Origin of the sequence: Mycobacterium intracellulare ATCC 13950, assembly GCF_000277125.1 — a bacterium.
Classification (GTDB): Bacteria; Actinomycetota; Actinomycetes; order Mycobacteriales; family Mycobacteriaceae; genus Mycobacterium; species Mycobacterium intracellulare.
Genome location: NC_016946.1, coordinates 1392966 through 1418660, shown reverse-complemented (window position 1 = coordinate 1418660; position 25695 = coordinate 1392966). Strand labels below are relative to the sequence as shown.

General features: G+C 66.0%; 24 protein-coding genes. 15 read left to right on the top strand and 9 right to left on the bottom strand.

The window, feature by feature from the left end; all coding sequences use genetic code 11:
* Positions 1-122 precede the first annotated feature (122 nt).
* Genes OCU_RS51820 through OCU_RS31815 form a run of 3 tightly spaced genes read left to right on the top strand, consistent with a single transcriptional unit; the run spans position 123 to position 3384 of the window.
* The gene (locus OCU_RS51820; protein WP_036390527.1) at positions 123-1259 is read left to right on the top strand and encodes an acyl-CoA dehydrogenase family protein; all 1137 of its coding nucleotides are present in this window, start codon (positions 123-125) and stop codon (positions 1257-1259) included.
* A complete protein-coding gene (locus OCU_RS31820) occupies positions 1256-2458 on the top strand; it encodes an acetyl-CoA hydrolase/transferase C-terminal domain-containing protein (RefSeq protein ID WP_014382030.1) in 1203 nt (400 codons plus the stop codon). The genes OCU_RS51820 and OCU_RS31820 overlap by 4 nt, the downstream gene beginning before the upstream one ends.
* A 14-nt stretch (positions 2459-2472) precedes the next feature.
* The gene (locus OCU_RS31815; protein ID WP_009953764.1) at positions 2473-3384 is read left to right on the top strand and encodes an SDR family NAD(P)-dependent oxidoreductase; all 912 of its coding nucleotides are present in this window, start codon (positions 2473-2475) and stop codon (positions 3382-3384) included.
* Between the two features lie 8 nt (positions 3385-3392).
* On the opposite strand, the gene OCU_RS31810 is transcribed toward OCU_RS31815, so the two are convergent.
* From OCU_RS31810 to OCU_RS31795, 4 genes are read right to left on the bottom strand one after another with little or no spacing between them, the layout of a single operon-like run.
* Positions 3393-4127: an SDR family NAD(P)-dependent oxidoreductase gene (locus OCU_RS31810; protein WP_009953763.1), complete on the bottom strand. Its 735-nt coding sequence runs from the start codon at positions 4125-4127 to the stop codon at positions 3393-3395.
* Positions 4128-4184: 57 nt separating this feature from the next.
* On the bottom strand, positions 4185-5144 hold the full coding sequence (locus OCU_RS31805; RefSeq protein ID WP_009953762.1) for a VOC family protein: 960 nt from the start codon (positions 5142-5144) through the stop codon (positions 4185-4187).
* Positions 5144-6355 (bottom strand): CaiB/BaiF CoA transferase family protein, encoded by a 1212-nt coding sequence (locus OCU_RS31800; protein WP_009953761.1) that lies wholly within the window; start codon positions 6353-6355, stop codon positions 5144-5146. Before OCU_RS31800 ends, OCU_RS31805 begins: the two co-directional genes overlap by 1 nt.
* On the bottom strand, positions 6352-7845 hold the full coding sequence (locus OCU_RS31795) for an aldehyde dehydrogenase family protein (protein ID WP_014382029.1): 1494 nt from the start codon (positions 7843-7845) through the stop codon (positions 6352-6354). Before OCU_RS31795 ends, OCU_RS31800 begins: the two co-directional genes overlap by 4 nt.
* A gap of 115 nt (positions 7846-7960) precedes the next feature.
* On the opposite strand from OCU_RS31795, the gene OCU_RS31790 reads away from it, so the two are divergent.
* From OCU_RS31790 to OCU_RS31770, 5 genes are all read left to right on the top strand, one after another.
* Positions 7961-9166 carry an acyl-CoA dehydrogenase family protein gene (locus OCU_RS31790; protein WP_014379518.1) on the top strand — a complete coding sequence of 402 codons (1206 nt, stop codon included), beginning with the start codon at positions 7961-7963 and terminating at the stop codon, positions 9164-9166.
* Complete coding sequence (locus tag OCU_RS31785) at positions 9163-10182, top strand: acyl-CoA dehydrogenase family protein (RefSeq protein WP_014379517.1); 1020 nt, start codon at positions 9163-9165, stop codon at positions 10180-10182. Before OCU_RS31790 ends, OCU_RS31785 begins: the two co-directional genes overlap by 4 nt.
* A gap of 10 nt (positions 10183-10192) precedes the next feature.
* Positions 10193-11335 (top strand): acyl-CoA dehydrogenase family protein, encoded by a 1143-nt coding sequence (locus OCU_RS31780; RefSeq protein ID WP_009953756.1) that lies wholly within the window; start codon positions 10193-10195, stop codon positions 11333-11335.
* Between the two features lie 108 nt (positions 11336-11443).
* Positions 11444-12184, top strand: coding sequence for a FadR/GntR family transcriptional regulator (locus tag OCU_RS31775; RefSeq protein WP_014379516.1), 741 nt, complete (start codon positions 11444-11446; stop codon positions 12182-12184).
* Positions 12181-13005, top strand: a complete 825-nt coding sequence (locus tag OCU_RS31770) for a PaaI family thioesterase (RefSeq protein WP_009953754.1) — start codon at positions 12181-12183, stop codon at positions 13003-13005. Before OCU_RS31775 ends, OCU_RS31770 begins: the two co-directional genes overlap by 4 nt.
* A gap of 25 nt (positions 13006-13030) precedes the next feature.
* On the opposite strand, the gene OCU_RS31765 is transcribed toward OCU_RS31770, so the two are convergent.
* Genes OCU_RS31765 through OCU_RS31755 form a run of 3 tightly spaced genes read right to left on the bottom strand, consistent with a single transcriptional unit; the run spans position 13031 to position 16230 of the window.
* Entirely contained in the window at positions 13031-13840 is an 810-nt protein-coding gene (locus OCU_RS31765; RefSeq protein WP_009953753.1) for an enoyl-CoA hydratase/isomerase family protein, read from the bottom strand.
* Between the two features lie 12 nt (positions 13841-13852).
* Positions 13853-15013 (bottom strand): thiolase C-terminal domain-containing protein, encoded by a 1161-nt coding sequence (locus OCU_RS31760; protein WP_011724876.1) that lies wholly within the window; start codon positions 15011-15013, stop codon positions 13853-13855.
* Positions 15010-16230, bottom strand: coding sequence for a Zn-ribbon domain-containing OB-fold protein (locus OCU_RS31755; protein WP_009953751.1), 1221 nt, complete (start codon positions 16228-16230; stop codon positions 15010-15012). The genes OCU_RS31760 and OCU_RS31755 overlap by 4 nt, the downstream gene beginning before the upstream one ends.
* A 138-nt stretch (positions 16231-16368) precedes the next feature.
* Between OCU_RS31755 and OCU_RS31750 the strand changes: the two genes are divergently transcribed.
* From OCU_RS31750 to OCU_RS31735, 4 genes are read left to right on the top strand one after another with little or no spacing between them, the layout of a single operon-like run.
* A complete protein-coding gene (locus OCU_RS31750) occupies positions 16369-17196 on the top strand; it encodes an SDR family oxidoreductase (protein ID WP_014379515.1) in 828 nt (275 codons plus the stop codon).
* A gap of 9 nt (positions 17197-17205) precedes the next feature.
* The gene (locus OCU_RS31745) at positions 17206-18357 is read left to right on the top strand and encodes an acyl-CoA dehydrogenase family protein (RefSeq protein WP_009953746.1); all 1152 of its coding nucleotides are present in this window, start codon (positions 17206-17208) and stop codon (positions 18355-18357) included.
* The gene (locus OCU_RS31740) at positions 18354-19463 is read left to right on the top strand and encodes an acyl-CoA dehydrogenase family protein (protein ID WP_009953744.1); all 1110 of its coding nucleotides are present in this window, start codon (positions 18354-18356) and stop codon (positions 19461-19463) included. Before OCU_RS31745 ends, OCU_RS31740 begins: the two co-directional genes overlap by 4 nt.
* The gene (locus OCU_RS31735) at positions 19460-20239 is read left to right on the top strand and encodes an SDR family oxidoreductase (RefSeq protein ID WP_009953742.1); all 780 of its coding nucleotides are present in this window, start codon (positions 19460-19462) and stop codon (positions 20237-20239) included. Before OCU_RS31740 ends, OCU_RS31735 begins: the two co-directional genes overlap by 4 nt.
* Before the next feature lie 46 nt (positions 20240-20285).
* Here the strand turns inward: OCU_RS31735 and OCU_RS31730 are convergent, their stop codons facing one another.
* On the bottom strand, positions 20286-21113 hold the full coding sequence (locus OCU_RS31730) for an enoyl-CoA hydratase/isomerase family protein (protein WP_009953740.1): 828 nt from the start codon (positions 21111-21113) through the stop codon (positions 20286-20288).
* Positions 21114-21276: 163 nt separating this feature from the next.
* Here OCU_RS31730 and OCU_RS31725 point away from each other — a divergent pair, with 163 nt between their 5' ends.
* Genes OCU_RS31725 through OCU_RS31715 form a run of 3 tightly spaced genes read left to right on the top strand, consistent with a single transcriptional unit; the run spans position 21277 to position 24090 of the window.
* Positions 21277-22107 carry a mycofactocin-coupled SDR family oxidoreductase gene (locus OCU_RS31725; protein WP_014379513.1) on the top strand — a complete coding sequence of 277 codons (831 nt, stop codon included), beginning with the start codon at positions 21277-21279 and terminating at the stop codon, positions 22105-22107.
* A gap of 12 nt (positions 22108-22119) precedes the next feature.
* Complete coding sequence (locus OCU_RS31720; protein WP_009953736.1) at positions 22120-22917, top strand: SDR family oxidoreductase; 798 nt, start codon at positions 22120-22122, stop codon at positions 22915-22917.
* A gap of 60 nt (positions 22918-22977) precedes the next feature.
* Positions 22978-24090 carry a cytochrome P450 gene (locus tag OCU_RS31715; protein ID WP_224112187.1) on the top strand — a complete coding sequence of 371 codons (1113 nt, stop codon included), beginning with the start codon at positions 22978-22980 and terminating at the stop codon, positions 24088-24090.
* 4 nt (positions 24091-24094) lie between these two features.
* Here OCU_RS31715 and fadD4 read toward each other — a convergent pair whose 3' ends face one another.
* Positions 24095-25621, bottom strand: coding sequence for a fatty-acid--CoA ligase FadD4 (fadD4, locus tag OCU_RS31710; RefSeq protein WP_009953733.1), 1527 nt, complete (start codon positions 25619-25621; stop codon positions 24095-24097).
* Positions 25622-25695 lie beyond the last annotated feature (74 nt).

The window sequence follows — 25695 nt, the reverse complement described above, 5'->3', positions numbered from 1 at the left end:
ATTCCGCACACCTGTACTTCCGGCGCGCCCGCACGGACGAGGTGCTCCTCGGCGCCCCGGGCCAGCACTGGGACCGGCTATCGACGCTGGACCCGTCGACTCAGCCGCCGGCTTCGCCAGAAGTGACGAAAGAGCTCAACGATGTCGACGCCCTACGCGCGGAGATCCGCTCTTTCCTGGACAACGCACCCAGGCCGGCCGGCCTCCGGAACTACGGGCCCACTCCCACCGCGGACGACGTCGAAGCCGGCCGGGTCTGGCACCGCTACCTGGCCGACCACGGCTACGCGTGTCTGCACTGGCCGCGCGAGTTCGGCGGTGCCGCAGCAACAGTGACGTACCAGGCCGTCTTCGCCGAGGAGTGCGCGCGAGCCGAAGTGCCCCGTCAGCTCAACATCACCGGCGCTGACCTGGTCGGACCGGTGCTGATCAAGTTCGGCAGCCAGGAACAGAAGGATCGCTACCTGGAGCCGATCAGGCTGGGCGACGATGTCTGGTGTCAGCTCTTCTCCGAGCCTGGCGCCGGGTCAGACCTCGCCGGTGTGCGTACCCGTGCCGAGCGCACCACGACCGGCTGGCGGATCGATGGTCAGAAGGTGTGGAGTTCGGCGGCCGCCTCGGCCCGCTTCGGGCTGCTGCTCGCCCGCACCGGCCCGGACAAGCACCGTGACTTGTCGATGTTCGTTGTGCCCATGGATATCCCGGGGGTGACGGTGCGCCCACTGACCCAGATGGACGGTGAGAGCAAATTCAACGAAGTCTTCTTCGACGGCGCCGAGCTCGACGAAGACGCCCTGATCGGTGAAGTCGGTCAGGGCTGGACAGTGGCGATGGTGACGCTGGGCCGTGAGCGCCTGACGTTGGGTTCGCAGGCCGTATCGATGTTCCGGTTGCACGAGCGCATGGTCGATGCGGCCCGTGACCACGACCTGCTCGACCCGGTGCTGTCCAGGTCGATGACCCGATTGTGGGCCAGGATGTGGCTGCTGCGGTTCACCTGGCAGCGCGCCATCGACTCGGGTGACCTGACGTCGCCGGCCTTCTCGGTACTCAAGCTGATGACCTCGGAAACCGATCAGGACCTGGGTGACATGGCCACCGAGGTGCTCGGTACCGACGCGTGCACCGACCCCGAGGAGGACGGCCTGGTGCACCACATGCTGATCGGTCGAGCGCAGACTATCCTGGGCGGAACCAGCGAGATTCAGCGCAACATCCTCGGCGAGCGAGTGCTCGGACTTCCCAAAGAACCGCGATGACAGCGGGTTTGAACCCTTTGACCAGGGTCGACTTCACCGCCGCGTTGCGCGCTGCGCTGCGCCCCGGAATGACGGTTGCCCTCGGCGACGGAGTTGGCGCGCTGGGCTGCCTTGACGACGGCGGCTCGGTCGGCGCGGCGCTGAGCGCCGCGGCCAGGGAGGTCGGCTCGGTGCGGCTGGTACTGGGCTGGCTGCCCGCCCCGATCGACGGCCTCGACGCAGACGCGTTCGGTGAGGTGGTTGCGTTGATGCCCGGGTGGGGTGTGCGTGAGGTGCTGCGCAGCCCGAAGGCGCGGTTCCTGCCGACGCGGCTGGCGGCGATTCCCGCCCTGCTGGCCGATGTGCTGCGGCCCGACGTGCTGCTCACCCGGCTGGTCCGCCGGGATGGCTTGCTGCACTTCAGCACCGAGGTGTCCTGGCAGCGCGCGGTAACCGACAGCGGGACAAGGACTCTCGCGATCATCGACACCTCGGCGCCCGCAGCGGCTGCCGAGCCTGGACTCGGCCCGCCGGGCCTCGAGGTACTTGGCACTGTGCGGGGCGGCCCACTACGAGTACCGCAGCGCGAGCCCGAGCCGATCCACGAGGCGCTCGCCGATGCGGTATTGCGGTTGCTGCCAGAGGGCGCCCGGATCCAGTACGGGCCCGGCCAGCTCGGCACCGCACTGCTGCGACAGGCACAGGTACCGTTGTATATCGACACCGGGCTACTCACCGACGCCGTCGTCGACTTGGACCGGCGCGGCCTGTTGGCGGGCACTCCGTCGGCGACGTATCTGCTGGGCAGCGACGCGCTCTACGACTGGGCCGACGGGCGCCGGATCCTGCGCGGACTCGACTACACCCACGACCTCACCCGGCTGTCGCGCGGGTCACCGCTGGTCGCAGTGAACACCGCCATCGAGATCGACCTATACGGGCAGATCAACGTCGAAGGCTTGGGCGACAAGGTAATCGGTGGCATCGGCGGCCACCCCGACTATTGCGCCGCCGCGAGGATGAGCCGCGGCGGTCTGTCGATCATCGCCGTTCCGACTCAGCTGAACGGACGCTCACCGCTCGTCGAGCAGCTCAGCCGTCCCGCCTCCACGCCCGCCCATGACGTGGACGTCATCGTTACCGAGTCCGGATACGTCGACCTGCGCGCAGCAGACTGGTCGCAACGCCGGCAACTCATCACCGAATTGTTCTCGAAGTGAAGGGGCTAACGAGCATGCCTGAAGGTCCACTGACCGGCAAGGTCGTTTTGGTGACGGGCGGCGGCCGGGGAATCGGCCGAGCCCACTGCCTCGAGTTGGCCAAGCAGGGTGCGGCCGTCGTGGTGAACGATCCAGGTGTCGGCAGGGATGGCTCAAGCAGTGACGAGGAAGGTCCCGCGGCGGACGTCGTCGCCGAGATCGAGGCGTCCGGCGGCAAGGCCGTCGCGCACACGGGTTCGGTGTCGGCGTGGGACGACGTCGCCGACATGATCTCCACCGCCATCGACACTTTCGGTTGCCTGACCGGAGTGGTGAACAACGCGGGCATCCTGCGCGATTCCATGGTGGCCGCCTCCAGTGAGGCCGATTGGGACGCCGTCATCGCCGTACATCTCAAAGGTACCTTCGCGGTCACCCGACATGCCTGCGAGTACTGGCGCGCTCAGTTCAAGGCAGGCAACCCGATTGACGCGCACGTCGTCAATACGGTGTCCGGCGCGGGCTTGTGGGGCAATGTCGGGCAGAGCGCTTACGGCGCGGCCAAGGCCGCGATCGCCAACCTGACGCTCGTCACCGCGATGGAGGCACAACGTTACGGTGTTGCAGTCAATGCGATCTCGCCACTGGCGATGTCGCGAATGACCGCCGATGTCTTCGGCGCCCGGGCTGACGATCCCGCGCTGGATCCCGCCCGCAGCTCCGCTGTGGTGGCCTGGCTGCAATCGGCGCAGTCGTCGTGGCTCACCGGGCAGATCCTGCGTATCAACGGCGACAAGCTGACCCGCATCGAGGGCTTTACCGAGGCTCCTGGCGCCTACCACGCCAAAGACGGTTTCTCCCTAGCCTTTTCGGAGATCGGACAGGCCGTCAGCTGGCTCTACGGCACTTCGCCCCGCGGGCTGGCCGGGCCGCTGCCGACGGCCTGAGTTCGTTACTAGGGCGCGCCACCGTCGGCGTAGATGGTCTGGCCGGTGACGAACGCGCAGACGTCCGACAGCAGGAAGGCGATCAGAGCGCCGATCTCATCGGGCTGTCCGGGGCGCCCGAGCGCGGCGTCGAACCCGAAATCCTCCACCAGTGCCCGCTCGAGGGCCTCGTCGTAGGGATAGCCCTTGCTTTCGGCGACGTATCCCCGGATGGCATGCAGCGCATCGGTTTCCACGGCGCCGGGGGCTACGCTGTTCGCCCGGATGCCCGATTTGCCATGGGTGCGCGCGATTCCGCGGGTGAAGGTGGCAACGGCCGCCTTCAGGCTGGCGTAGGGCAGCCGGGGCTCGTGCGGCGAGCGCGCCGAGTACGCGGCGGTGGTCACGATCGCGCCTCCGTTGACCGCGAGGTGTGGCAGTGCCGCCTGCACGCTGCGGACGGTGGCTAGCAAGACGTCGTGAAACGCGGCGTCCCAGGCGGCGTCGTCGGAGTCGATCGGCATCATTCCGGCGGTGCCCATAGTGACCGCGATGCCGTCGAGCCTGCCGAGAAGCCGCACTGCCTCGTCGACCGCGGCCACTGCCGCTCCGGGCTGACTCACGTCGAAGACCAGGTCATGCGCCGAGGCCGCACCCGCTGCGGCGACTTCTTCCGCGGCGTTCTTTCCTCGCTGTGGGTCGCGCCCGACCACGACGACCGACGCACCCTCGCGAGCCAGCGCCCGCGCTGCCGCCAGTCCCATACCCGCCGTCCCGCCGACGACGACATAACCCTTGCCGCGCACTCCCAGGTCCAACGCTCAACCCCTTTCCACGGCCGGACTGAAGTACTTCAGCGGCCGCTCGACGAATTCGAATACCACTCCGTCGGGCGAACGCAGGAAGGAGATATACAGCCCCTCGATCTTTGTCCCCGGCAACGGGCACCACACCGGATCACCCATGGTTTCAACGGAATTCGGGACCAACGCCATTGCCGCCTCGGTGTTTTCCACCCGCAGCGCGCAGCGGTACAGCCCTTGATGGTTCCCGCCCCACGGCACCGGGTCCACGTCACGGGTGTCGGGATGTTCCACAATGGTGAGGCTGAACTGATGGGCGTCCTCAGGAAGCGCGTAGCGCGACACCGCGCATTTGACGGCATCGGGTGACCCGTCAGGCGTGAGTTGGTCGCCGGCCACCTCGACTTGAGTCAGCGCCTGCACCTGAGTGAAACCGATCGCGGCAAGGAACTCTCCGGTGGCCACTGCGTCGATGGCGGCGAGGCGGATTCCGGCGAACACCGCCCCCGGCTTATCGCTCGGGGCTTCGGTGAGCTCGATGACCGCTCCGTCGGGGTCGACCGCGAGAACCGATTTAGAGCCGGAGATCAGGCCGTCGACCGGCCCGCCCACGGTGATGCCGGCCTCACGCAACGCTATGACGGTTGCATCGAGATCGGCCACTGTCAGCAGCGTTGACCGGATGCCGGGACGAGTCGGGTCACTGTTCGGATCGGCTTTCAGCGCCGGGTTGTGAAACTCGATGGCCTCCAAAGCGCAGCCGGCGCGGCCGCCTCGCGAATCGTAGAGAAACGATGTCTCGCAAAACGTTTCGTCGCCGTCGATGCCGAGGATGCTGCCGTCGGTCGGAACTTTGGGATCGGTGCGCATTCGCGCCGCCAGTCCAAGCTGCCCGACATAGAGCGCCTCGGTGGCGTCCAGCGATGCGCAGTTGAGATTGACGTGCAGGAACCGTCGCGCGAGTTCCTCGGAACCCACTACAGCACAACCGAATTGATTTTGAATTCGATGATCTCTTCTTCGCTGAAGCCCAACTCGGCCAACAGCGCGTCGGTGTGCTCACCGTGGCCCGGCGCACACGTCAGGTCCAGCGGAGCCTCGTCGAACTGCACGGGGCTGGCAGCCAGCGCGAACTCGTTGTCGTTCGCATCGGTGACCCTTGGCAGATACCCGTTCGCGATCACCTGCGGGTCACTGTGCACCTCATGCGCGGTGTGCATGACGTCCCACACCCCGTCGAAACCAGCAAATGCCTTCTCCCAGTGCGAGAGATCTTGGGACTCGAACGCGCTGCGCAACTCGCCGATACACTCCTGACGGTTGCCGAACCGCACGACCGCATTGGCGAACCGTTCGTCCTCGATCAGATCGGTGCGGCCCAGCCGGGTGCAGAAGTCCGCCCAGAATCGGTCGGCCTGCAGCAGCACGAAGGCGATGAACCGGTTGTCGCGGGTCTTGTAGATGCTGGCCACCGGGTTGGGCATCTCGTCGAGGTTGAACTTCGGGATGTCCTGACCGGTGACGCCTGATCCGACGATGTCCGGACCCAACTGCCAGATCGCGGCGTTGAGCAGCGACACGTCGACCACCGACGGTTCGCCGGTGCGCTCGCGCTTCACCAGGGCCGCGGCGATTCCGCCCGCGATCGCCAGCCCACCATAGGAGTCGCCGAATGCCGGTCGCTGAATCGGCGGGTAGGTGCCGTCGCCGGCCGAATAGGCATCGCCGATGCCGCCGCGCGCCCAGTAGGCGGCCAGGTCGAAGCCGCCCTGCGAGGCGAGGTCGCCACGGGTGCCGTAGCCGTGGCCGCGGGCATAGATGATCTTGGGGTTGCGCGCCCGCACCTGCTCGACGTCAATCCCCATCCGCTGGCGCGAATCCGGCAGCAGATTCGTGACAAAGACGTCGGCGGTTTCGAGCAGCTTCATCAGCAGCTCGAGCCCGTCCGGGGTCGAGGTGTCCAGCCCAATGCTGCGCTTGCCGCGGTTCGGTTGCTCGATGAAGTGATTCACTCCCCCTGCGCCGGTGACGATCCCGGAGCTGATCAGGCCACGCTGCGGGTCACCGGTCTCGGGGTGCTCGATTTTGATGACGTCGGCACCCCAATCGGCGAGCACGGCGCCCGCGGCCGGAACGAATGTCCACGCCGCCAGCTCAACGACGCGTATTCCGCTGAGGATGTCGCTCACAGGGGGTATCCGATCGTCTTGGTCTGTAGATGCTGCTCGAAGCCCTCGATGCCGTTCTGCCTGCCGATACCGCTCATCTTGTAGCCACCGAAGGGGGCGTCGGCGCCGTAGTACATGCCACTGTTGATCATCAGTGAGCCGGTGCGGATGCGGCGGGCGACGGCCATGGCGCGCTCGTCGGAGCCCATGATGCCGCCGGCCAGGCCGTAGGTGGAGTTGTTGGCCAACTCGACGGCGCCGTCGTCACCTCCGTCGTACGGCGTGATGGACAGCACCGGCCCGAACACTTCCTCCTGGAAGATCGTGTGGTCCGGTGCGACGTCGGCAACGACGGTCGGTGCCACGAAGTATCCGCGGTCCAGGCCGTCGGGAACTCCGCCGCCCGTGGTGACGCGGCCTCCGTCACGCTTGGCTATCTCGATGTAGTTCAGCACCCGGGCCTGTTGCTTGGCCGAGACCAGCGGCCCGCAGAAGGTATTCGGGTCCGCAGGGTCGCCGACGGCCAGGGAGCCAAATGTCGCGGAGGCGACCTCGACGGCCTGGTCGTAATGGGAACGCGGGACGAGCATCCGGGTGGCCAGCGCACACCCCTGCCCGGAATGCATCAGTGCGCCGATACAGCCGGGCAGCGCCGTGTCCATGTCGGCATCATCGAGCACCAGGTACACCGACTTGCCGCCGAGCTCGAGCATGTTGCGCTTCATGGTGTCGGCCGAGAGCCGCTGGATGACTTTGCCGACAGCTGTTGATCCGGTGAAGGAGACCATGTCAATCCGCGGGTCGGTGGCGAGCACCTGGGCGATGTCGTTGTCCGACGCCGGGACGATGTTGACGACACCGGCCGGGATGTCAGTCTTCTCGGCGATGATCCGGCCCCACCGCAGGGCGCTCCACGGCGTCTCCATGGCCGGCTTGAGCACCATCGTGTTGCCGGTGGCCAGGATCTGGCCCACCTTGTTGCTGATGATCTCGAACGGGAAATTCCACGGCGTGATCGCGCCGACGACACCCATCGGCTCCTTGACCACGACGCGGTTGTACGGCACGCCCATCTTCGCGTCCTGATCGAGCATCCGCTCCCATTGGAAGGTCGAGATCAGCTGGGCCGGCCACCGGATGGCGTCGGCCAGCGGCCATCCCATCTGTGCGATGTGGGTCATCCCCACCGTCGCACCGACCTCGGCGATCAGCTCGGCGCGGATGTCTTCGGCTTCCTCCTGCAGCGCGTCGTGCAACTGCATCAGGCAGCGTTGACGGAACTCGTGGTTGGTGGACCAGTCGGTGGAGTCGAAGGCACGCCGGGCAGCGGCGATGGCCTCCTCCATGTCTTCGGCGCTGGCGTCGGTGGCGAGGCCGAGCACTTCTTCGTTAGCCGGATTGATGTTGTCGACGGTCTTACCGGTCGACGAATCCCGCAACCGGCCGTCGATAAAAAGCCTGGCCTCGGGATTGAACTGGACAGTTGTAGCGGCGACCGGTGAAGCCGTCATTGGCGCTCCCTCTCGCAGAGTTGTCGGCGTGGGGCTAGTGTACCTTGTTATAGATAACTGTTTAGCGGATTCAGCTCCGGCTGGCGAGACGCGAGAACCAACGGAAGGGCAGCAGTTGTCCGCCCCTGTCGATAGCGCCCTGCATAGCGGTCGCCACCCCGAATACCTGTCCAGCATCGCGGCGTACCGCGAGGACTTTCGACGTTACCTGCGTAATTTGAAGACAGCCGACGAGTGGCGCGCGGCCGCGTTCACCAGCGCCGAGGACGGACTTGCGCGCGACGCCACGGTGATGGCCACTCTGAACGCCGACGGCTGGAACCGGTACGGCTGGCCGGAGGCCGCGGGTGGGTTGGGCGGCAACGAGATTCACCGTGCGGTGTACTACGAGGAACTCGGCCGCGCGATGCTGCCCATTCCGGCCCAACACTGGACGCTGGAGACCCTCGGCCCCGCTCTGTTGAAGTTCGCTCCCGGTCTGGCCGCGGCGTATCTGCCGGGTTACCTCAGCGGCGTCGAGTGGTGGGGCCAAAGTTTCTCAGAACCCGAGTCGGGCAGCGACCTGGCCAGCCTGCGCACCCGCGCGGTCGACGACGGGGCCGGGGGGTTCGTCGTCAACGGTCAGAAGATCTGGACCAGCCAAGGGCCCACCGCGACGCGCCTGTTGGCGTTGGTCCGGACCGGAACCCCCGAGAGCCGACACCGCGGGCTGACGATGATCATGGTCGACGCCGACGCACCGGGCGTCACCATTCGTCCGATCGCGCTGGCCAGCGGACGCCGCGAACTCGCCGAAGTGTTCTTCGACGACGTCCGGGTCGACGGTGAGCGGGTCGTCGGCGACGTCGGCGGCGGCTGGGCCGTGGCGATGCATCTGATGCAGTACGAACGCGGCATGTACGGCTACGCGGTGCTCAACAAGGTGCTCACCGAATTGGGTCGATTGCGTGAGCACATGGTGACCGCCGGCGCTACCGACGCGCAACGCCGGCGCTTCGCCAGGGTGTATGTCGACGTGGCGGCCGCCCAGGCACGCACTGCCACCACCGTGCGCCGATTGGCCGCGGGCGAGGCGGTCGGTGCCGATAGCAGCATCGACAAGCTGCTGTTCGGCCGCGCCGAGAAGGAGGTCAACGACCTCATCCTGGAAATCGAGCGAGAGCACCTGATCGCCGGCACAGGCCGTGGCGGCGCGGAACTGGACACCGCGCGGGCCGAGTGGTGGTACTCGCGGGCCGCCACGGTGATGGGTGGCACCGCCGAAGTGCAGCGCGGCATCATCGCCGACCACCTGCTCGGGCTGCCCAAGGAGAAACGATGAGGAAGGCGCCGGTGCCCGACGAGTCATGGCAGATGGTCGAAGAGGCGGTGTTTCGCCTCTTCGAGGAACTGGCGGGTAAGAACGCCGGTGAGCACCTGGCAATCGGTGGGCGGCTGGCCGAGTTGGGCTGGTCGGAGATCGAGGCCGAGTACCCCGTCCAGGCGGGTGAGCTGTTGTTCCGCGCGCAAGGCAGATCGCTGGCCCTGACGGACTGCTTGGACCGCATCATGTTGGCCGAACTGGCCGGAGTGCTCGACGGTTCCGCAGCTCACGTGCTGCTGCCCGACCTCGCCACCGGAAGTGTGGCGGGTTCCGATGCTGAGCGGGTCTCGGGCATCATGCTGGGACCGCCGGAGGGCCGGATCGTGGTCCCGGTAGTCGGACCGAGGAACACCGTTTCGGTGGCCGTTGTGGACGCATCGCGGCTCAACGGCCAGCGGCTGGACACCTTTGACGTGTCGACGCATTGGACCCGAGTGAGCGGATCAATCGACACCCCGCTGGTCGAGGCCTCCACCGAATGGAAGAACGCCGTCACCGCAGCCCGTCGGGCGCTGGCCACCGAACTGGTGGAACTGGCCGAGCGGGCGCTGCGCATCGCCGTCGACCACGTCAGCGTGCGCGTCCAGTTCGGCGCACCGATCGGGTCATTCCAATCGCCGCGGCATGCACTGGCCGATGCCTCGGCGGTGCTGGCAGGCGCGCGGGCGCTGCTGGGCGAGTCATGGCGAGACGGCGGCGAACTGTTGGCGCTGGCCGCCAAGGCCGCCGCGGGCCGGGCACACCGCGCCGTCAGCGACGTGGCACTGCAGGTGTGCGGTGCGATCGGACTGACCGCCGAGCACGATCTGCACCGCTACGTCACTCGAGGATTCCAGATCGACGCGCTCTGCGGGTCACACGACCAGCTCGAAGGGCTGCTCGCGGAGCGGCTCTTCGAGGACTCCGACGAGGGCTGGGCCACCGGCCGCGCGCTGCCCGCCGTCGTCACGTGGGCCGACGAGACAGCCGAGTAGAGGGAAGTACATGCGCCGCAACATTTTCGAGGAGATCCACGACGAGTTCCGGGCCACCGCCAGGAGCTTCTTCGAGCGCGAATGCGTGCCCAACGTCGAGAAGTGGGAACGCGACGGCAAGGTGAGCCGTGAGGCCTGGCTGGCCGCAGGCGAACACGGATTGATCGGCTGGGAGTTCGACGAAAAGTACGGCGGGCTCGGCGTCAAGGACTTCCGGTTCAATCAGATCGTCTCCGAGGAGATGTTCCTTACCGGCTCGGTCGGCATCGGCCTCGGCGTGCAGAACGACATCCTGGTGCCGTACCTGAACGATCTGACCACCGAGGAGCAGAAGGAACGCTGGCTGCCCAAGTTTGTCTCCGGCGAGTACATCGGGTCCATCGCGATGTCCGAACCCGCGGCCGGGTCCGACCTGGCCGGCATCAAGACCACCGCGCGCGACGAGGGCGACCACTGGGTGGTCAACGGCCAGAAGACCTTTATCAGCAACGGCCTGCTGTCCAAGCTGGTGCTGACGGCCGTGAAGACCGATCCGTCGGCGCGGCACAAGGGCATCAGCCTGCTGATGATCGAGGACGGGATGGAGGGTTTCACCCGTGGCCGCAAGCTCGACAAAATCGGCCAATACTCCGCCGACACCGCGGAATTGTTCTTCGAGGATGTCAAGGTGCCCAAGGAGAACCTGGTGGGAGAGCTCAACCGCGGCTTCTACCATCTGGTCTCCAACCTGCCCAGCGAGCGGGTCGGCGTAGCCTGCTACGCGCTGCCGGCCGCCCGCCGTGCGCTCGACCTGACCAAGGCCTACGCGCTGGAGCGCACCGCGTTTGGGCAGCCCATCGGCAAGTTTCAGGTCAATAGGCACTTCCTGGCCGAAATGCAGACCAAGCTCGACGCCGCTCAGACCTACCTCGACCAATGCGTGCTCTCGGTCAACGACGGCACCCTGAGCGATCAGGACGCCGCCGGGCTGAAGTGGTGGACCTCGGAAGTCCAGTGGGAGATCATCGACCGCTGCCTGCAGCTGCACGGCGGCTACGGCTATATCAACGAGTACGAAGTAGCCAGACTCTGGCGGGACTCGCGGGTGCAGCGGCTCTATGCGGGCACCACTGAGATCATGAAGGACCTCATGGGTCGGGCCATGGGGTACTAAGGGTGAGTTTGCTAACTGACGGTCGCCGATTCCCGACTCGGCCCTCTAGTTCGGCTAACCTCTAAATGGTTAGTTGATTCGCATATTCGCATAGCGGTGGAGGTTGCAATGGAGGTCACCAGTCTTCGAGAACCGAAGATGGCCGATCGGGTGGCCACGGTGCTGCGGCGAATGTTCATCCGCGGCGAGATCACCGAAGGCACCATGTTGCCGCCGGAATCGGAGCTGATGGAGCGTTTCGGCGTGTCCCGGCCGACGCTGCGGGAAGCGTTCCGCGTGCTCGAATCGGAGTCGCTGATTCAGGTTCAGCGTGGGGTACGCGGCGGCGCCCGCGTCACCCGCCCCCGGCGCGAGACACTCGCCCGCTATGCCGGCTTGATTCTCGAATACGAAGGCGTCACGGTGAAGGACGTCTATGACGCACGAGTGACGCTCGAGGTTCCGATGGTCGAGCAGCTGGCCAAGGACCGCAATCCCAAGGTGATCGCCGAACTCGAGCAGATCGTCGAACGCGAATCGCAGCTGAATCCCGGCAGCGACGCCGTCGATCAGCTCACCGACTTCCACGCCGCAATCGCGCGGTTATCCGGCAACAGCACTCTGCAAATCGTCAGCGACATGCTGCATCACATCATCGAGAAGGCCAACCGGTCGCTGCAGCCCACCAAGGGCACGCGCGCCGAGCAGGCGGTCCGCCGCTCAGCGAAGACCCACCGGATGGTGCTGGACATGATCAAGGACGGCGACGCCGAGCAGGCCGGCGAGCTCTGGAAGCGCCACCTGCAGAAGGCAGAGGAGTTCGTCTTGACCGGCGCCGAATTGTCCACCGTCGTAGACCTTCTCGAATGACCGGGGTCGACGAACAGGTAAACCAGCACGATCTCGAGACACCCGACTCGATACAGGTCCGGTTCGGTATCGAATACGTCGAATCAGACCCGCCCAAGGCCACAGCCGTGCTGTCGATGCCGATGCATCGATTCCGCAATCCGTGCACCGGCGCTCCCACTGTGGCCCCCTTGGCGATCCTCGTCGACGCGGCCGCCGGGATCGTCAACCACTACCGCAGGCGGCCCGGGCACTGGACGGTGTCAAGCGAGCTTTCGATGGACCTCAGCCCCGACGTCGGCGAACTCGACGGCCCGGTGCTGGCCAGCGCGCACTCACCCGGTCCGCTGGGTGCCACGTCGCTGGGGATCTGCACGCTGACCTATCGCGGCGTGGTGATCGGCACCGGCATAGTGCGGTCATTCTTCGTCCACGCCGGCGACATCGTCCCTCAGCAACGGTCGGAGACCCTGCGCCGGTCGGGCGAGACCGCGTTCGCCGACCTGATGGCGGTGCACGTCGCGCAGGATGGTCCGGCGACGGTGCTGGCGCAGCGTGCGGACGGCAACCTGAACAACGACATGGACATCGTGCACGGCGGCGTGGCCGCCGCCGGCCTCGAGCTCGCGGCTTCGGCGGCGATCAACCAGAACCGTTCCGGCGGTCTGCTGCAGACCTCCTCGTTGCGAGTGAACTTTCTGCGTCCGTTTTTCGCCGGCAATGAATCCCGCTACGAGGGCACGCCGTTGCGGGTAGGCCGCAACACCGGCGTGGGCGATGCGCAGGCCACCGGCCACGACCGCAAGGTGGCGATCACCGCGCGAGTGACGGCCTACCGCTGACTGATTCCCGCGCCGGCCCGTCGAGCTACTTCTTCGAGCGCGCCCGGAACGCGGCCACCCGCTCCTTGAATTCCGGGGTCGAGAACGACGTGTATTCCTCGGCCAGCGCGTACTCCAGCACACCGAGCGCGGCCCGAGACAGGTGCATGTTCATCGCGACCTTGCTGGCGCGCAGGGCCTGAGGCGGCAGACCGGCCAGCCGCTCTCCTATTGCGAGCGCCTCGTCGAGCACGGTGTCATCGGTGGCCACTTTGGTGACGAGGTTCAGCTTGTCCGCAATGGCAGGGGTGATCCGATCCCCCAGCAGCACATACTCTTTGGCTTTCATCAGGCCGATCAGCAGCGGAAGCATCGCGGCACCGCCGTCACCGGCCACCAAGCCGACCGCGACATGCGGGTCGGCCAGGTAGCTGTTCTCCCCCATCACCAGGAAGTCGCTCAACAAAGCGATCGAGCAGCCGAGCCCGACAGCCGGGCCGTTGACGGCCGACACCAGCGGCTTGGGGAAATTGATCACCTCAAGAAAAACCGTGCGGGCCTCGGTGATCTGAAACTGACGTGCCACTGGGTCCTCGATGAGGCGCCCGAACATCACCATGTCGCCGCCCGCGGAAAATGCCTTTCCGACACCGGTTGTCACCACCGCCCGCACGTCATCGTCGGCGGCCAGTACCCGCCAGATCGTCGCGAACGCGTGGTGCACGTCCTCGTTGACGGCGTTGAAAGCCTCCGGCCGGTTGATGCTGATCACGTGCACGTTGCCGGTCTTCTCCACCAGCAGCCACGGCGCAAACTCTTCGTAGCCGGGCAGGGTGGCGATCTCGGAAGTTGTCATGTGATGGTCCTATCAGTTCTTCTGGTTGGAAAGGACGGTGACCGCGGAGACCGCGGTCGGCCCGCCGATGTTGTGCGCCAACGCGATTCGTGCGCCGTCAACCTGATTCTCGGCTTCACCGCGAAGCTGGTTGAACAGTTCGTAACACTGCGCCACGCCGGTGGCACCCGGCGGATGCCCCTTAGCCTTCAACCCGCCGCTCGGGTTGATCGGAATCGACCCGCCCACATAGTGTTCGCGGCCTTCCACCAACTTGTAGGCCTCGAAACGGTGTGCGAAGCCCAGATCTTCGTAGCTGATCAGCTCGACGCCGGTGAAGCAGTCGTGGACCTCGGCGACGTCGATATCGCGCGGCGTCACCCCGGCCATCGCCATTGCGGCCTTGGCGGCACGCACCGTCGGCGGAAACGTCGTCATGTCCGTCTTATGCTGGTGCATCACCCGGTCCATACCCAGCCCCACGCCGCGAACCCAGACGGGACGGTCGGTGTAGCGGTCGACGACGTCCTCGGCAGCCAAGATCACCGCGGCCGCGCCGTCGCTCTGCGGGGTGCAGTCGTAGAGCCCGAAGGGTTCGACCACGATCGGCGCGGCAAGCGCCTGCTCGACGGTGATCTCATAGCGCAGTTGAGCTTTCGGGTTGTTCACCGCGTGGAAATGGTTCTTCACCGCCACCATCGCCATGTGCTCCTTTGTCGCCGGAGACTCGTGCAGATATCGCATCACGTGCAGCGCGAAATTGGCGGGCGCAACCAGCCCCAGCGGATAGTCCCACGCGTTGTCGCGGGTCATCGCCGCCCAGTCCCAGAACGTGGTGTTCGAGGAGGTCTCGCGGACCTTGTCGGCCCCGACGACGAGCACCACATCGTAGAGGCCGGAGGCAATGGCCAGCGTGCCGTTCCGGATCGCGTCATTGCCGGTGGCGCAGGCATTTTCGACGCGGGTTACCGGGATGTCGGTCAGATCGAGGGTGTCGGCCAAAATGCCGGACGGGAACCCGTCGGTGGTCGCTAACTCGCCGAACCACGCGGCTTCGAGCTCAGACTTCTGAATGCCCTTGTCAACGTTGGCGACCGCTTCGGCGTAGGCCATCGGCACCAGGTCCTTGATACCCAGTTCGAAGTGTTCGGCGAAGGGCGTCATCCCCGCGCCGACGATGGCGACTTTTCTCATGCAACCGCTCCTTCCAGCGTCCGTCCGGGCCAGAAGGCGTAGCCGTAATCGGGAATGCCGGTGCGAGTGGCGATCCTGCGCAGCACCACCGACCCCGGCTGTCCGATCGTCGCCTCGCCCGCGGGCACACCGGTGACTTTCAGCAGCACCCGCACCGGGCTGTCGTCGAGTTGAACGACGGCCAGGGAGTACGGGCTGGGCAAGTCGGGCACCGGAATCCGCACCGTGGTGTGGGTGTAGACGGTGCCGGTTCGCGGCAGCGACTCGAGCCGGTACTCGGTGGCCAACCGTCCGGCATTGTCGACTCGCAGCCGCGGTGGAAACTGCGGTGCGGCATCGATGCCGGGGCTCTCTTCGAAAACCGCTGCCTCCCAACGGATCTTCGGCTCGAAAGCGCGCGCATACGCGGGCATCGAAATCGGAATGCCGACGCCGTCGGCAACGCGCGCCTTGGGTAGCTCCCGCGCCGGAAACTCGTCGCGGGCGATCCTGGGCGTGGCGCCCCCCTGCGCGAGATCGGCCGCGCTGACACTGGATTGCTCGACGGCGATCAACAAGCCTTGTGTGCCAGCCTCGATCGCATCGGCCAACAGCCGGATGATCGCCGTGGCGGAGACGGTGGGGATGCCGACGGCGTGCGATGTGTCGAAGTCACCCCCGACCTGCGCGACCGGCACGCCTGCGACCGCTGCCACCGCCGAGTTTGGGGCGAGGCCCAATCGGGCCAGTGTGGAACGCACCCCGACCTCACGTTGCAGCCGGGGGTCGACGTAGGAGTGGCGGGCGCCGTCGGCACCACGGGCCGTCAACGGCAGACTGCGGGTCTGGCGTGCCAGCGGGGTCACGGAGGCGCCGCCATCGCCCGTGAGCACCGCACCGGCCCCCGCCGCGAGATCGTTGTCGTCGGCGGCGATCACCAAGGTGCCTTCGCCGGCGCTGGAGATTTGGTCCAACACGGCGGGCGCACCGCCGAGGACCTCGGCGACGGGGGTGTCGGCCGGCAGGGACAACGCGGCCAACAGCACCGCGCCGTTGCCGCCCTCCAGCAGCGGAAAGTCACGTGACACCAACGCCACGCGTTGCGCCGTGGCCTCGGGATCGGCGGCGCGACCGGCGGCGACGGCCATCGTCAGCGCGTCCTCGTCGGGCCCCTTGACCCGCCGGTCGCGCACAGTCCATGGCGGCAGATAGGTGCCGATCGACAGAACCTGAGTCATGGGGCCTCGCTTCGGTCGGGCGGGTTCATCCCTCCCACTAATGAGCTATATAGTTATAGCATTCCTCGAATCACCGCAGCGACGGCGGAAGGCCAACAAACCGTGGGTAGTCCCGATTCTCGCACCTTGAAGCACCGCGTGGTCGTGGTCACCGGCGCGAGCCGCGGTATCGGAGCCGCCGTCGCCGTTCGGGCCGCCGCCGATGGCGCTGCTGTGGCCCTGTTGGCTAAGACTCAGACGCCGAATCCCAAGATCGCGGGCACCCTTGGCGAGACCGCGGACGCCGTGCAACGTGCCGGCGGTCGGGCGCTGCCGCTGACCTGCGATGTGCGCGATGCGGCAGCGGTCGCAGCGGCAGTCGAGGCGGTAGCCGACGCGTTCGGTGGCATCGACGTCGTCATCAACAACGCCGGAGCCTTGGATCTACGACCGACCGCGCAGCTACCGCCCAAAAGCCTGCGCCGGCTGCTGGAGGTCAATGTCGAAGGGCCGTTCGCGATTGTGCAGGCCGCACTTCCGTACTTGCGCCGGTCGGGCAACGCGCACGTGGTCAATGTCGCCCCTCCGCTGAACATGGACCCCCGATGGGTTGGTGCCCATGTCGGGCACACCGTGGGCAAGTATGCCGAGAGCCTGCTTACCTTGGGATGGGCCGAGGAGTTCGCCTCGGTGCCGATCGCGGTGAATTCACTGTGGCCGGCCACCACGATCGCCAGTACGGGAATGATGGTCGCAATGGGCGAGGAAACGGTGCGGGCGCAGGCCCGCAGCCCGCAGATCATGGCCGAGGCGGTGCACGCGCTGGTCACCCGTCCCGCCGCGGCGTGCAGCGGCCACTTCTACACCGACGAGGAGATCCTTCGTGAGGAGGGCCGCGCCGACCTGTCGGAGTACCTACTGGCGGCCAACGAGGATGACCTGACGCCCAACTTCTACCTCCTGTCGGCCCCGGCGCCTACGGTTTAGGAAGCGGCAGTGGTGAATTCGTTCGACGCGTTGAGCGCCCGTGAGCCTGAGTTGGTCAAACTGCGGCACGCCGTGCGCGACTTCTTGGAGTCCGACCGTGCTGAATTCGGCTGGCAGCCCGGCGTCGATTCATGGCTGGCCGGGTGGGACGAGGAGTTCTCGGGGCGGCTTGGCGCCGCCGGATTCACCGGCCTGACCATCCCGCAGCGTTACGGCGGCCACGGGCTGGGGCACCTGCACCGCTACGTGGTGACCGAGGAACTGATCGCGGCGGGCGCGCCCGTGGCCGCCCACTGGACGGCCGACCGTCAGGTCGCACCCGCCCTGCTGACCTACGGCAATGAGGAGCAGCGCGAACGTTTGTTGCCCAAGATTGTTGCAGGACAGCTTTTTTCGTCAATCGGCATGAGCGAACACGGCGCCGGGTCCGACCTTGCTGCTGTGCAAACCAAGGCTGTCCGCGCCGACGGCGGCTGGCTACTCTCCGGCAGCAAGGTGTGGACCAGCGGGGCCCACCATGCGCACCAGGTCGTCGTGCTAGCCCGCACCAGCCCGCCGGATCCAGAACACCGCCACGCCGGGTTCAGCCAATTCCTGGTGCCGTGCGATGCCGAGGGCGTCCGCATCGAGCCGATCATCTTGATGTCGGGGGCTCACCACTTCAACGAGGTGCTGTTCGAGCAGGTCTTCGTTCCCGATGCCGACGTGCTCGGTGAGGTCGGCAACGGCTGGCACCAGGTCACGTCCGAGTTGTCGTTCGAACGCAGCGGGCCCGAGCGGATCCTGTCCACCGGTCCCCTGCTGTTCGCCGCCATCCGCACACTCGGTCGCGGGCCGGTGCCCGACGACCGTACCGCCGCCGACATCGGCGACCTGATGGCGCGGTTGATCTCGCTGCGGCAGCTGTCGTTGTCGGTGGCCCGCACGCTCACCGACGGCGGCGACGCGGCGAATCAGGCGGCGCTGGTGAAGGACCTCGGCACCCGTTTCGAAGCCGAATCCGTCGGGTTGATCGCCGACCTGCTCGAGGCGGCACCGCCGAATTCCGAACTGGAGGCCATGCTGAACACCGCGTGGCTGCACAAACCCATGTTCACGCTGCGCGGTGGCACCAACGAGGTGCTACGCGGCGTCATCGCCCGCGGTATGGGGCTGCGATGAGCGCGCTGGCCGGCGGGGTATTCGCCGCGACCGACTCTCAAAATGACGACACACAGCTGCGCCAGCTCGTCGACGACCTTGGCCGGCGTTCCTATGACGCGGGGCTGGGCCGTCGCGGCATCCCCGAGCAGTTCGACGCCGAACTCTGGCGCAACCTCGAGGACACCGGGCTGGCCAGGCTGACGAGCACGCCCGACATGGGAGCCGGCCCGCACGAGTTGGCCATTGCGCTTTACGGCGTGTCCCGCCACGCCGGCGCGGTGCCGTTGGCCGAAACCGACGCGCTTGCCGGGTGGCTGGGCCAGCAGGCCGGGATCGAGCTCCCCAACGGGCCGCTGACCGTTGCCGTCGCCGATGCCGAAACCGACGGCGCCAGGGTCACCGGCACCGCGACCGGCGTGCCATGGGCTCGAGCGTGCGCCGCCGCCCTGCTAGCCGTCACCACGCCCGCCGGGCTGCGGGTCGGCGTCATCGACGTGGCCTCTGGTGATCTGCAGGAAGGCCACAACCTGGCAGGCGAACCACGCGATTCGGTTCCGTTCGACGTGTCCGCCGACCAATTACACGCCGTAGACCCGGCACTCGGCGCCGAGCTGACTCGGCGCGGCGCATGGTCACGCTGTGTGCAGACCATCGGGGTGCTGGACGCCGCCGCCGCACTTTCAGTCGAGCACACCCGGCAGCGCGTCCAGTTCGGTCGTCCGCTCAGCGCCTTCCAATCCGTGCAGCAGTCACTGGCCGGCATGGCCGGAGAGATCGAAAGAGCCCGTGCCGCTGCGGAATTAGCTGTCGCCGCCGCTTCCGAGCACGGCTTCAACTCCCCCCACACCGACTATGCCGTCACCGTCGCGAAGGTCGCAGTCGGCCGCGCCGTCGGCCCGGTCACCAGCGTCGCCCATCAGTTGCACGGCGCGATCGGCGTCACCAGTGAGCACCCGCTGTGGCTGTTCACCCTGCGCGCTCAGAGCTGGACCGCGGATTACGGCACGACCGCGAACTACGCACGACGACTCGGCCGGCTGGTGCTGGCCGCGGAGGATCCGTGGAGCTTGGTGACGGGCGATCCGCCTGAAGTGAAAACAATGGTTAATAAGGAGAATTGGTGACTGTAGCGAAATTCGACGGAGCGTCGGCGATTGTCAGCGGCGGCGCGGGTGGCCTGGGCGAGGCGACGGTCCGTCGGCTCCATGCCGACGGACTCGGCGTGGTGATCGCCGATCTCGCCGCCGACAAGGGTAAGGCTCTGGCCGACGAACTGGGCAGCGGGGCACTGTTTGTCAGTACCGATGTAACCAGTGACGAGAGTGTGCAGGGCGCCATCGAGCAGGCCAACCAGCTCGGTCGATTGCGCTACGCGGTCGTTGCGCACGGCGGCTTCGGGGTGGCCCAACGGATCGTGCAGCGCGACGGCAGTCCCGCCGACATGGCCGCATTCACTAAGACGATCAACCTGTATCTCAACGGCACCTACAACCTGACACGGCTGGTAGCGGCTGCGGTAGCCGCTGCCGAACCTCGTGAGGACGGCGAACGCGGTGCCATCGTCATGACGGCCTCGGTTGCCGGCTATGAGGGCCAGATCGGCCAGACGGCTTATGCCGCAGCGAAAGCCGGCGTGATCGGGTTGACCATCGCTGCCGCTCGCGACCTTAGTTCGGTGGGCATCCGAGTCAACACCATCGCACCTGGAACGATGAAGACGCCGATCATGGAGTCGGTCGGCGAAGAGGCGATCGCAAAGTTCGCCGCCAACATCCCGTTCCCCAAGCGACTAGGCACTCCTGCCGAGTATGCCGACGCAGCAACGTTTCTGCTGTCCAACGGCTACGTCAACGGCGAGGTGATGCGCCTAGACGGCGCGCAGCGCTTCACTCCGAAGTAGCCGGCGTGGACTGCGGGCCGACCTCGCGTCGGCCCGCAGCGACGGGCTACAACCGGCCCTGGACCCGGAGTTCCGGGTGCACCCAGTCCGGCGAGTCCTTCTGCTTGAACGCCCGAAAGCCCTCGGCCGCCTCGGGACCGAACAGACTGGTCGTCATGCCGATCCGGTCGTACAGCCCGAGGTAGTTGTCCAGGCTCGCCTTGACCAACCCGCGCGCTCCCGGAGCGGTCCGGCAACACTGCGCGAGCAACTCCTTGGCGACGCTCATCAGGTCGTCGTGCGGGACCACCCTGCTCACCATGCCCCAGTCGAGCGCCTCCTGCGCGTTCAGCGTCCGTCCGGTGAACATCAGGTCCTTGGTCCGGACCGGTCCGATGAGCCGGGCCAGCACCTGGCTGTAGTACGTGTCGGCGATGCCACGGAACAATTCGGGCACCCGGAAGACGGCCCGATCACTCACCACGGCGAGGTCACTGCACATCGCGATCTGCAGGCCACCACCCTGACAGATGCCGTTGACCGCGGACACGACCGGCTTGGCCGACTGCCGCAGCGTGTCGAACGGCGTGACGTCGGTTCCCATGGTGGACGCGAAGTCCATCCAGTTGTCTGCTGCTTTCTGACCCAGGTCACCTCCCGGCGCGAAGACGTCGCCGGTGCCGGTGATGAGCAGGCCCGCGAGGTCGGGGTCGGCATTGACGCGACTCACCGCGTAACGGATCCCGAAGTACATCGCGGGCGTCATCGCATTCCGCGCCTCGGGGCGGTCCAAGGTGCAGATCGCAAACGCACCTTCACGTTCGAACCTCAGGTAGGGGCTCCCCAACCAGTCACCGTCGGGTGGGCGCGGACCGCCATTGGGGCTGTCGGACATGTGATATCCCTTCCAAAGCTCGGAGTGTTCCGTCGTCCACCAAATTAGCCAAATAGTTGTATGATTCCAATTCCGCGGCGTAACGTGGCGCACGTCACTGCGTCGCGCCCTCACCATCCCGCAGAGCGCGGCCGATAGCGAGAGCTACTGGAGGCTTAAAGATATGGGTTCACTGGACGGCAGAGTTGTCTTCATCACCGGAGCCGCTCGCGGGCAAGGCCGTTCGCACGCGGTGATGTGCGCCGAGCAAGGTGCCGACATCATCGGCGTCGACATCTGCGAGAACCTCGACATCGTGCCCTATGCACTTGGCACCGAAGACGATCTCGAGGAGACGGCCCGCCTGGTGGAAAAGACCGGCAGGAAGATGCTGACCCGCAAGGCGGACGTCCGCGACAAGGCTGCCCTGCAGGAGGCGTTCGACGCGGGCGTCACCGAGTTCGGCCACGTCGACACGGTGCTCGCGAATGCCGGGGTCGTGCTCACCAACGCCGATGAGCGCGACGCCTCAGAGGCGCTGAGGCTAGGGCTCGACATCATGCTCATCGGGGTGTGGAACGCCTTCCAGGTAGCGATCCCCCACATGAAGGAACGTGGCGAGGGTGGCAATCTGATCGCGACGAGTTCGATGATCGCCCTACTGGATCTCACCGACGGCCGCGGCGGCAGCGACGCCTACCTGATGTCCAAGGTCGCCGTCGTCGGCCTGGTCCGCGCGTACGCAGCCATGCTTGCCCCCGACCGTATTCGCGTCAATGCGGTGGCGCCGACGAATTGCGCGACCCCGATGATCACTGACAACCCGGCGCTGTTCAAAGTGATCGAGGACAACCCCCGCATGGTCAATGCAGTCCAGACCGCGCTGCCGGACTTGCCGCTGATCGAGCCACGCGACGTCAGCAACACGATCCTCTTTTTGATCAGCGACGCGGGCCGTTCGTTCACCGGAAGCATGCTCAAGGTGGACGCCGGCATGGACGTGCGGCGAGGCTAGTCGGCGCGCCGGATGCATTACGGAATCGACGGCCGATCGGCGCTGGTCGTCGGCGGCAGCAAGGGAATCGGCTTCGAGGTCGCCAAACTGCTTGCCGCAGAAGGTGCGCGGGTTGCGATACTGGCGCGGACTAAGACCGATGTCGACGCCGCGGTCGAGGCGATCCGCACTGAAGGGGGCACTGCCATCGGTGTCACTGCCGACGTGGCCGACGACGGGCAGCTCACCGACGCCGTCCGCGAGATTGCGGCCCGGCACGGGGCACCGCTGATCGTTGTCGGGCAGGCCAAGTACCAGCGGCCCGGCGATTTCGCCGATATCACCGATGTGAACGTCTACCGTGAGTCCTTCGAACTGCACACGATGAGCCAGATCCTCCTGCTGCACGCGGTCCTGCCTGCCATGCAGGACGCCGGCTGGGGCCGATTCGTGCACATCGGCTCCGCCACCGCCAAGGAGCCGGCGGGCAACATCCACCACGCGGTGGCCAACACCAGTCGGCCGTCGACGATCGGCCTGCTCAAGACGGTCTCCGACGAGTACGCCCAGTTCGGCATCACGGTCAACACCGTCGCGCCCGGCTGGATCGAGACTGAGAACGCACTGGCCTACCTGGAGCAGCACCTCGGCGCGAGCACCGATCAGGAGCGACGCGAGTTCATGCTGCGCGAAGCTCGGGTGCCGGCAGCGCGAATGGGCAAACCGAGCGAGATTGCCTCGCTCATCGCCTATCTTTGCTCAGAACCTGCCGGCTACCTCACCGGTAGTTGGATCGAAGTCGACGGTGGCTTGCACCGGTCGGCATTCTAACCTTTAGGAGCATACGTGGAAACCCTTGGCGCACCCGAACTTTCCTTCGCCAGCCTGCCGATGGCGGCAGACCGCGGGGTGGGGTGGAAGGTCCTGCGTGACGCAGGGCGGGTGGTGTCCGTCGACGGAATCTTCTATCTGACCCACCGCGAGGACGTGCTGGCCGCGCTGCGCGATCCCGAATTGTTCTCCTCGAAGAAGGCTTTTGACGTGCTCGGCAGCCCGCTGCCGTTGGTGCCCATCTCGTTCGATCCGCCGGAACACACCCGGTTCCGTAAGATCCTGCAGCCCTTCTTCAGTCCACACACCTTGAAAGAGATGCTGCCCTCGCTGCAGCAGCAGGCGATCGAGATCATCGAACGGGTAGCCGCACAAGGCGAGTGCGAAGTCGTGGCCGACGTGGCGATCCCCTATCCCTCACAGGTATTCCTGACCTTGTTCGGGCTTCCGCTGGAGGATCGCGACAAGCTCGTCGCGTGGAAAACCTCGGTCATCGCGATCTCGGAAGCGCCGTCACTCGAGGATGCCGACCTGACGCCGGCACTCGAATTGGTCGCATACCTCACCGAGGCGATCAACGCACGGCGCGCCGACCCCGGGCCGGACATCCTGTCGCAGTTGCTCAATGGCGAGGAGCCACTCGACGACGCCGAAATCATGGGCCTGAGCTTCCTTTTCGTCCTGGCCGGGCTGGACACCGTCACCGCGGCGATGAGTTCCGCACTGCTGGAGCTCGCCCGCAACCCGGAGCTGAGGGCCACCCTCCACGACGATCCCGACCAGATCGATGTGTTCGTCGAGGAGATCGTCCGGCTGGAGCCGCCGGCGCCGATGCTGCCCCGCGTGACCACCACCGAGGTCACCATCGGGGACGTCACGCTGCCCGCCGACACCATGGTGCGGTTGTGTGTCGCTGCCATCAATCGCGACGACAGCGACGAGATCTCGACCAATGACGTGGTGATGGATGGAAAGGTGCACCGGCACTGGGGCTTCGGTGGCGGGCCACACCGCTGCCTGGGGTCGCACCTGGCCCGCCTCGAGCTGAAGTTGATCGTGGGCGAATGGCTCCGGCGCATTCCCGAGTTTTCGGTGAAAGTCGGTGAGGAACCGCAGATTGTGTTCCCCGCGAGCACCTTTTCACTTGAGCGCGTGCCTCTGAAACTGGGCTGATCACCTATCCCTTCGCCGAATATTTGCCGACGAGCTGCTGCTTGTACAACTTACCGGCATCGGTCCGGGGCAGCTGCGCCTCGAACGAGAGAGACCGCGGACACTTGTAGTGCGCCAACCGGTTTCGCAGCCACTCCAATAACTCCGCCGCGAAGCCGTCGTTGGCATCAGCCGGATCTACCGTCTGCACCACGCCTTTGACAGCCTGACCCATCTCGTCATCCGGAATACCGAAGACTGCGGCGTCGAGCACCTTGGGATGGGTGATCAGGAGGTCTTCGGCTTCTTGCGGGTAGATGTTCACGCCACCCGAAATGATCATGTGATGACGGCGATCAGTGAGATAGAGGTAGCCATCCACGTCGAGATAGCCGATGTCACCGACGGTCACCCAGCCGTGCGCGTCGTGGGCCGCCGCCGTCTTCGCATCGTCTTTGAGGTACTGGAACGAATGCCCTCCCTCATAATAGATCTCGCCGGGCACACCGGGCGGTAGCTCATGGCCGCTCTCGTCGAGGATGTGTGGGACCCCAACCAAGGGTCGGCCGACCGAGCCGGGGTGGGTAAGCCAGTCCTCGGCGCGGATGAACGAGGCTCCCACCGCCTCCGAAGCGGCGTAGTACTCGTCGATGATCGGCCCCCACCACGCGATCATCTGTTTCTTGATGTCCACCGGGCATGGCGCGGCCGCATGCACCACCCGCTGCAGGCTGGAAACGTCGTAGGATATGCGCACCGCTTCGGGCAGTTTGAGCATCCGCACGAACATCGCCGGGACGAATTGGCCATGAGTGATGCCGTAGCGCTGGATGCACTCGAGCGCGTGTTCCGGGTCGAACTTCTCCATCACGACGGTGGTGCCGCCCAGCGACTGCACCACCATCGACCAGAACGACGGCGCGGTGTGGTACAGCGGCGCCGGGCTCAGATACACCGACTCGCTGGTGATTCCGACGGCATTCATCAACGGCATCAGGATGCTGGGTGCTTCGCTTGGTGGTAGATGCGGAAGCTCACGGCGGATCCCCTTGGGTCTGCCAGTGGTTCCCGACGAGTACTGCAGCAGATCGCCTTCGCTTTCGTCGGGGATCGGCGTCTCGGGTTGGTCGGCAACGCATTCCGGGTAGCGGTACCATCCGTCTAGATCGTCGTCGGCGATCAGCAGCAGCTCAGGTAACCCGCCGGGGGAATGCTCGGCAAGGCCTTCGCAGATGTCGCGAGTCGCGCGTGACCCGATCAGCGCCTTTGCTGAACTGTTGTCGACGATGTAGGCGGCCTCGGCGGCTGTCAGGTGAGTGTTGATCAACGCGTAGTACAGACCGCTTCGGCGCGCCGCCCACATCACGGCATGGACGTGTTCATTGTTCTCGAGTAATGCCGCAACCGTGTCGCCCTCGCGAAGTCCGGCGGCATACCAGAAGTGAGCCAGACGATTGGCACGCTTCTCCAGCTCGGCAAAGTCGATCACCGTGCCAGTCCGAGCGAGGACCAGGGCAGGTTTACCGGATGAGATGTGATCGCGGATCTCCACGATTTCACCTTAGAGTCTTCCGAGGTAAAGAAGGCGAAACGCGATATTTTGTAAGGGATCTACCGAATTTTTCG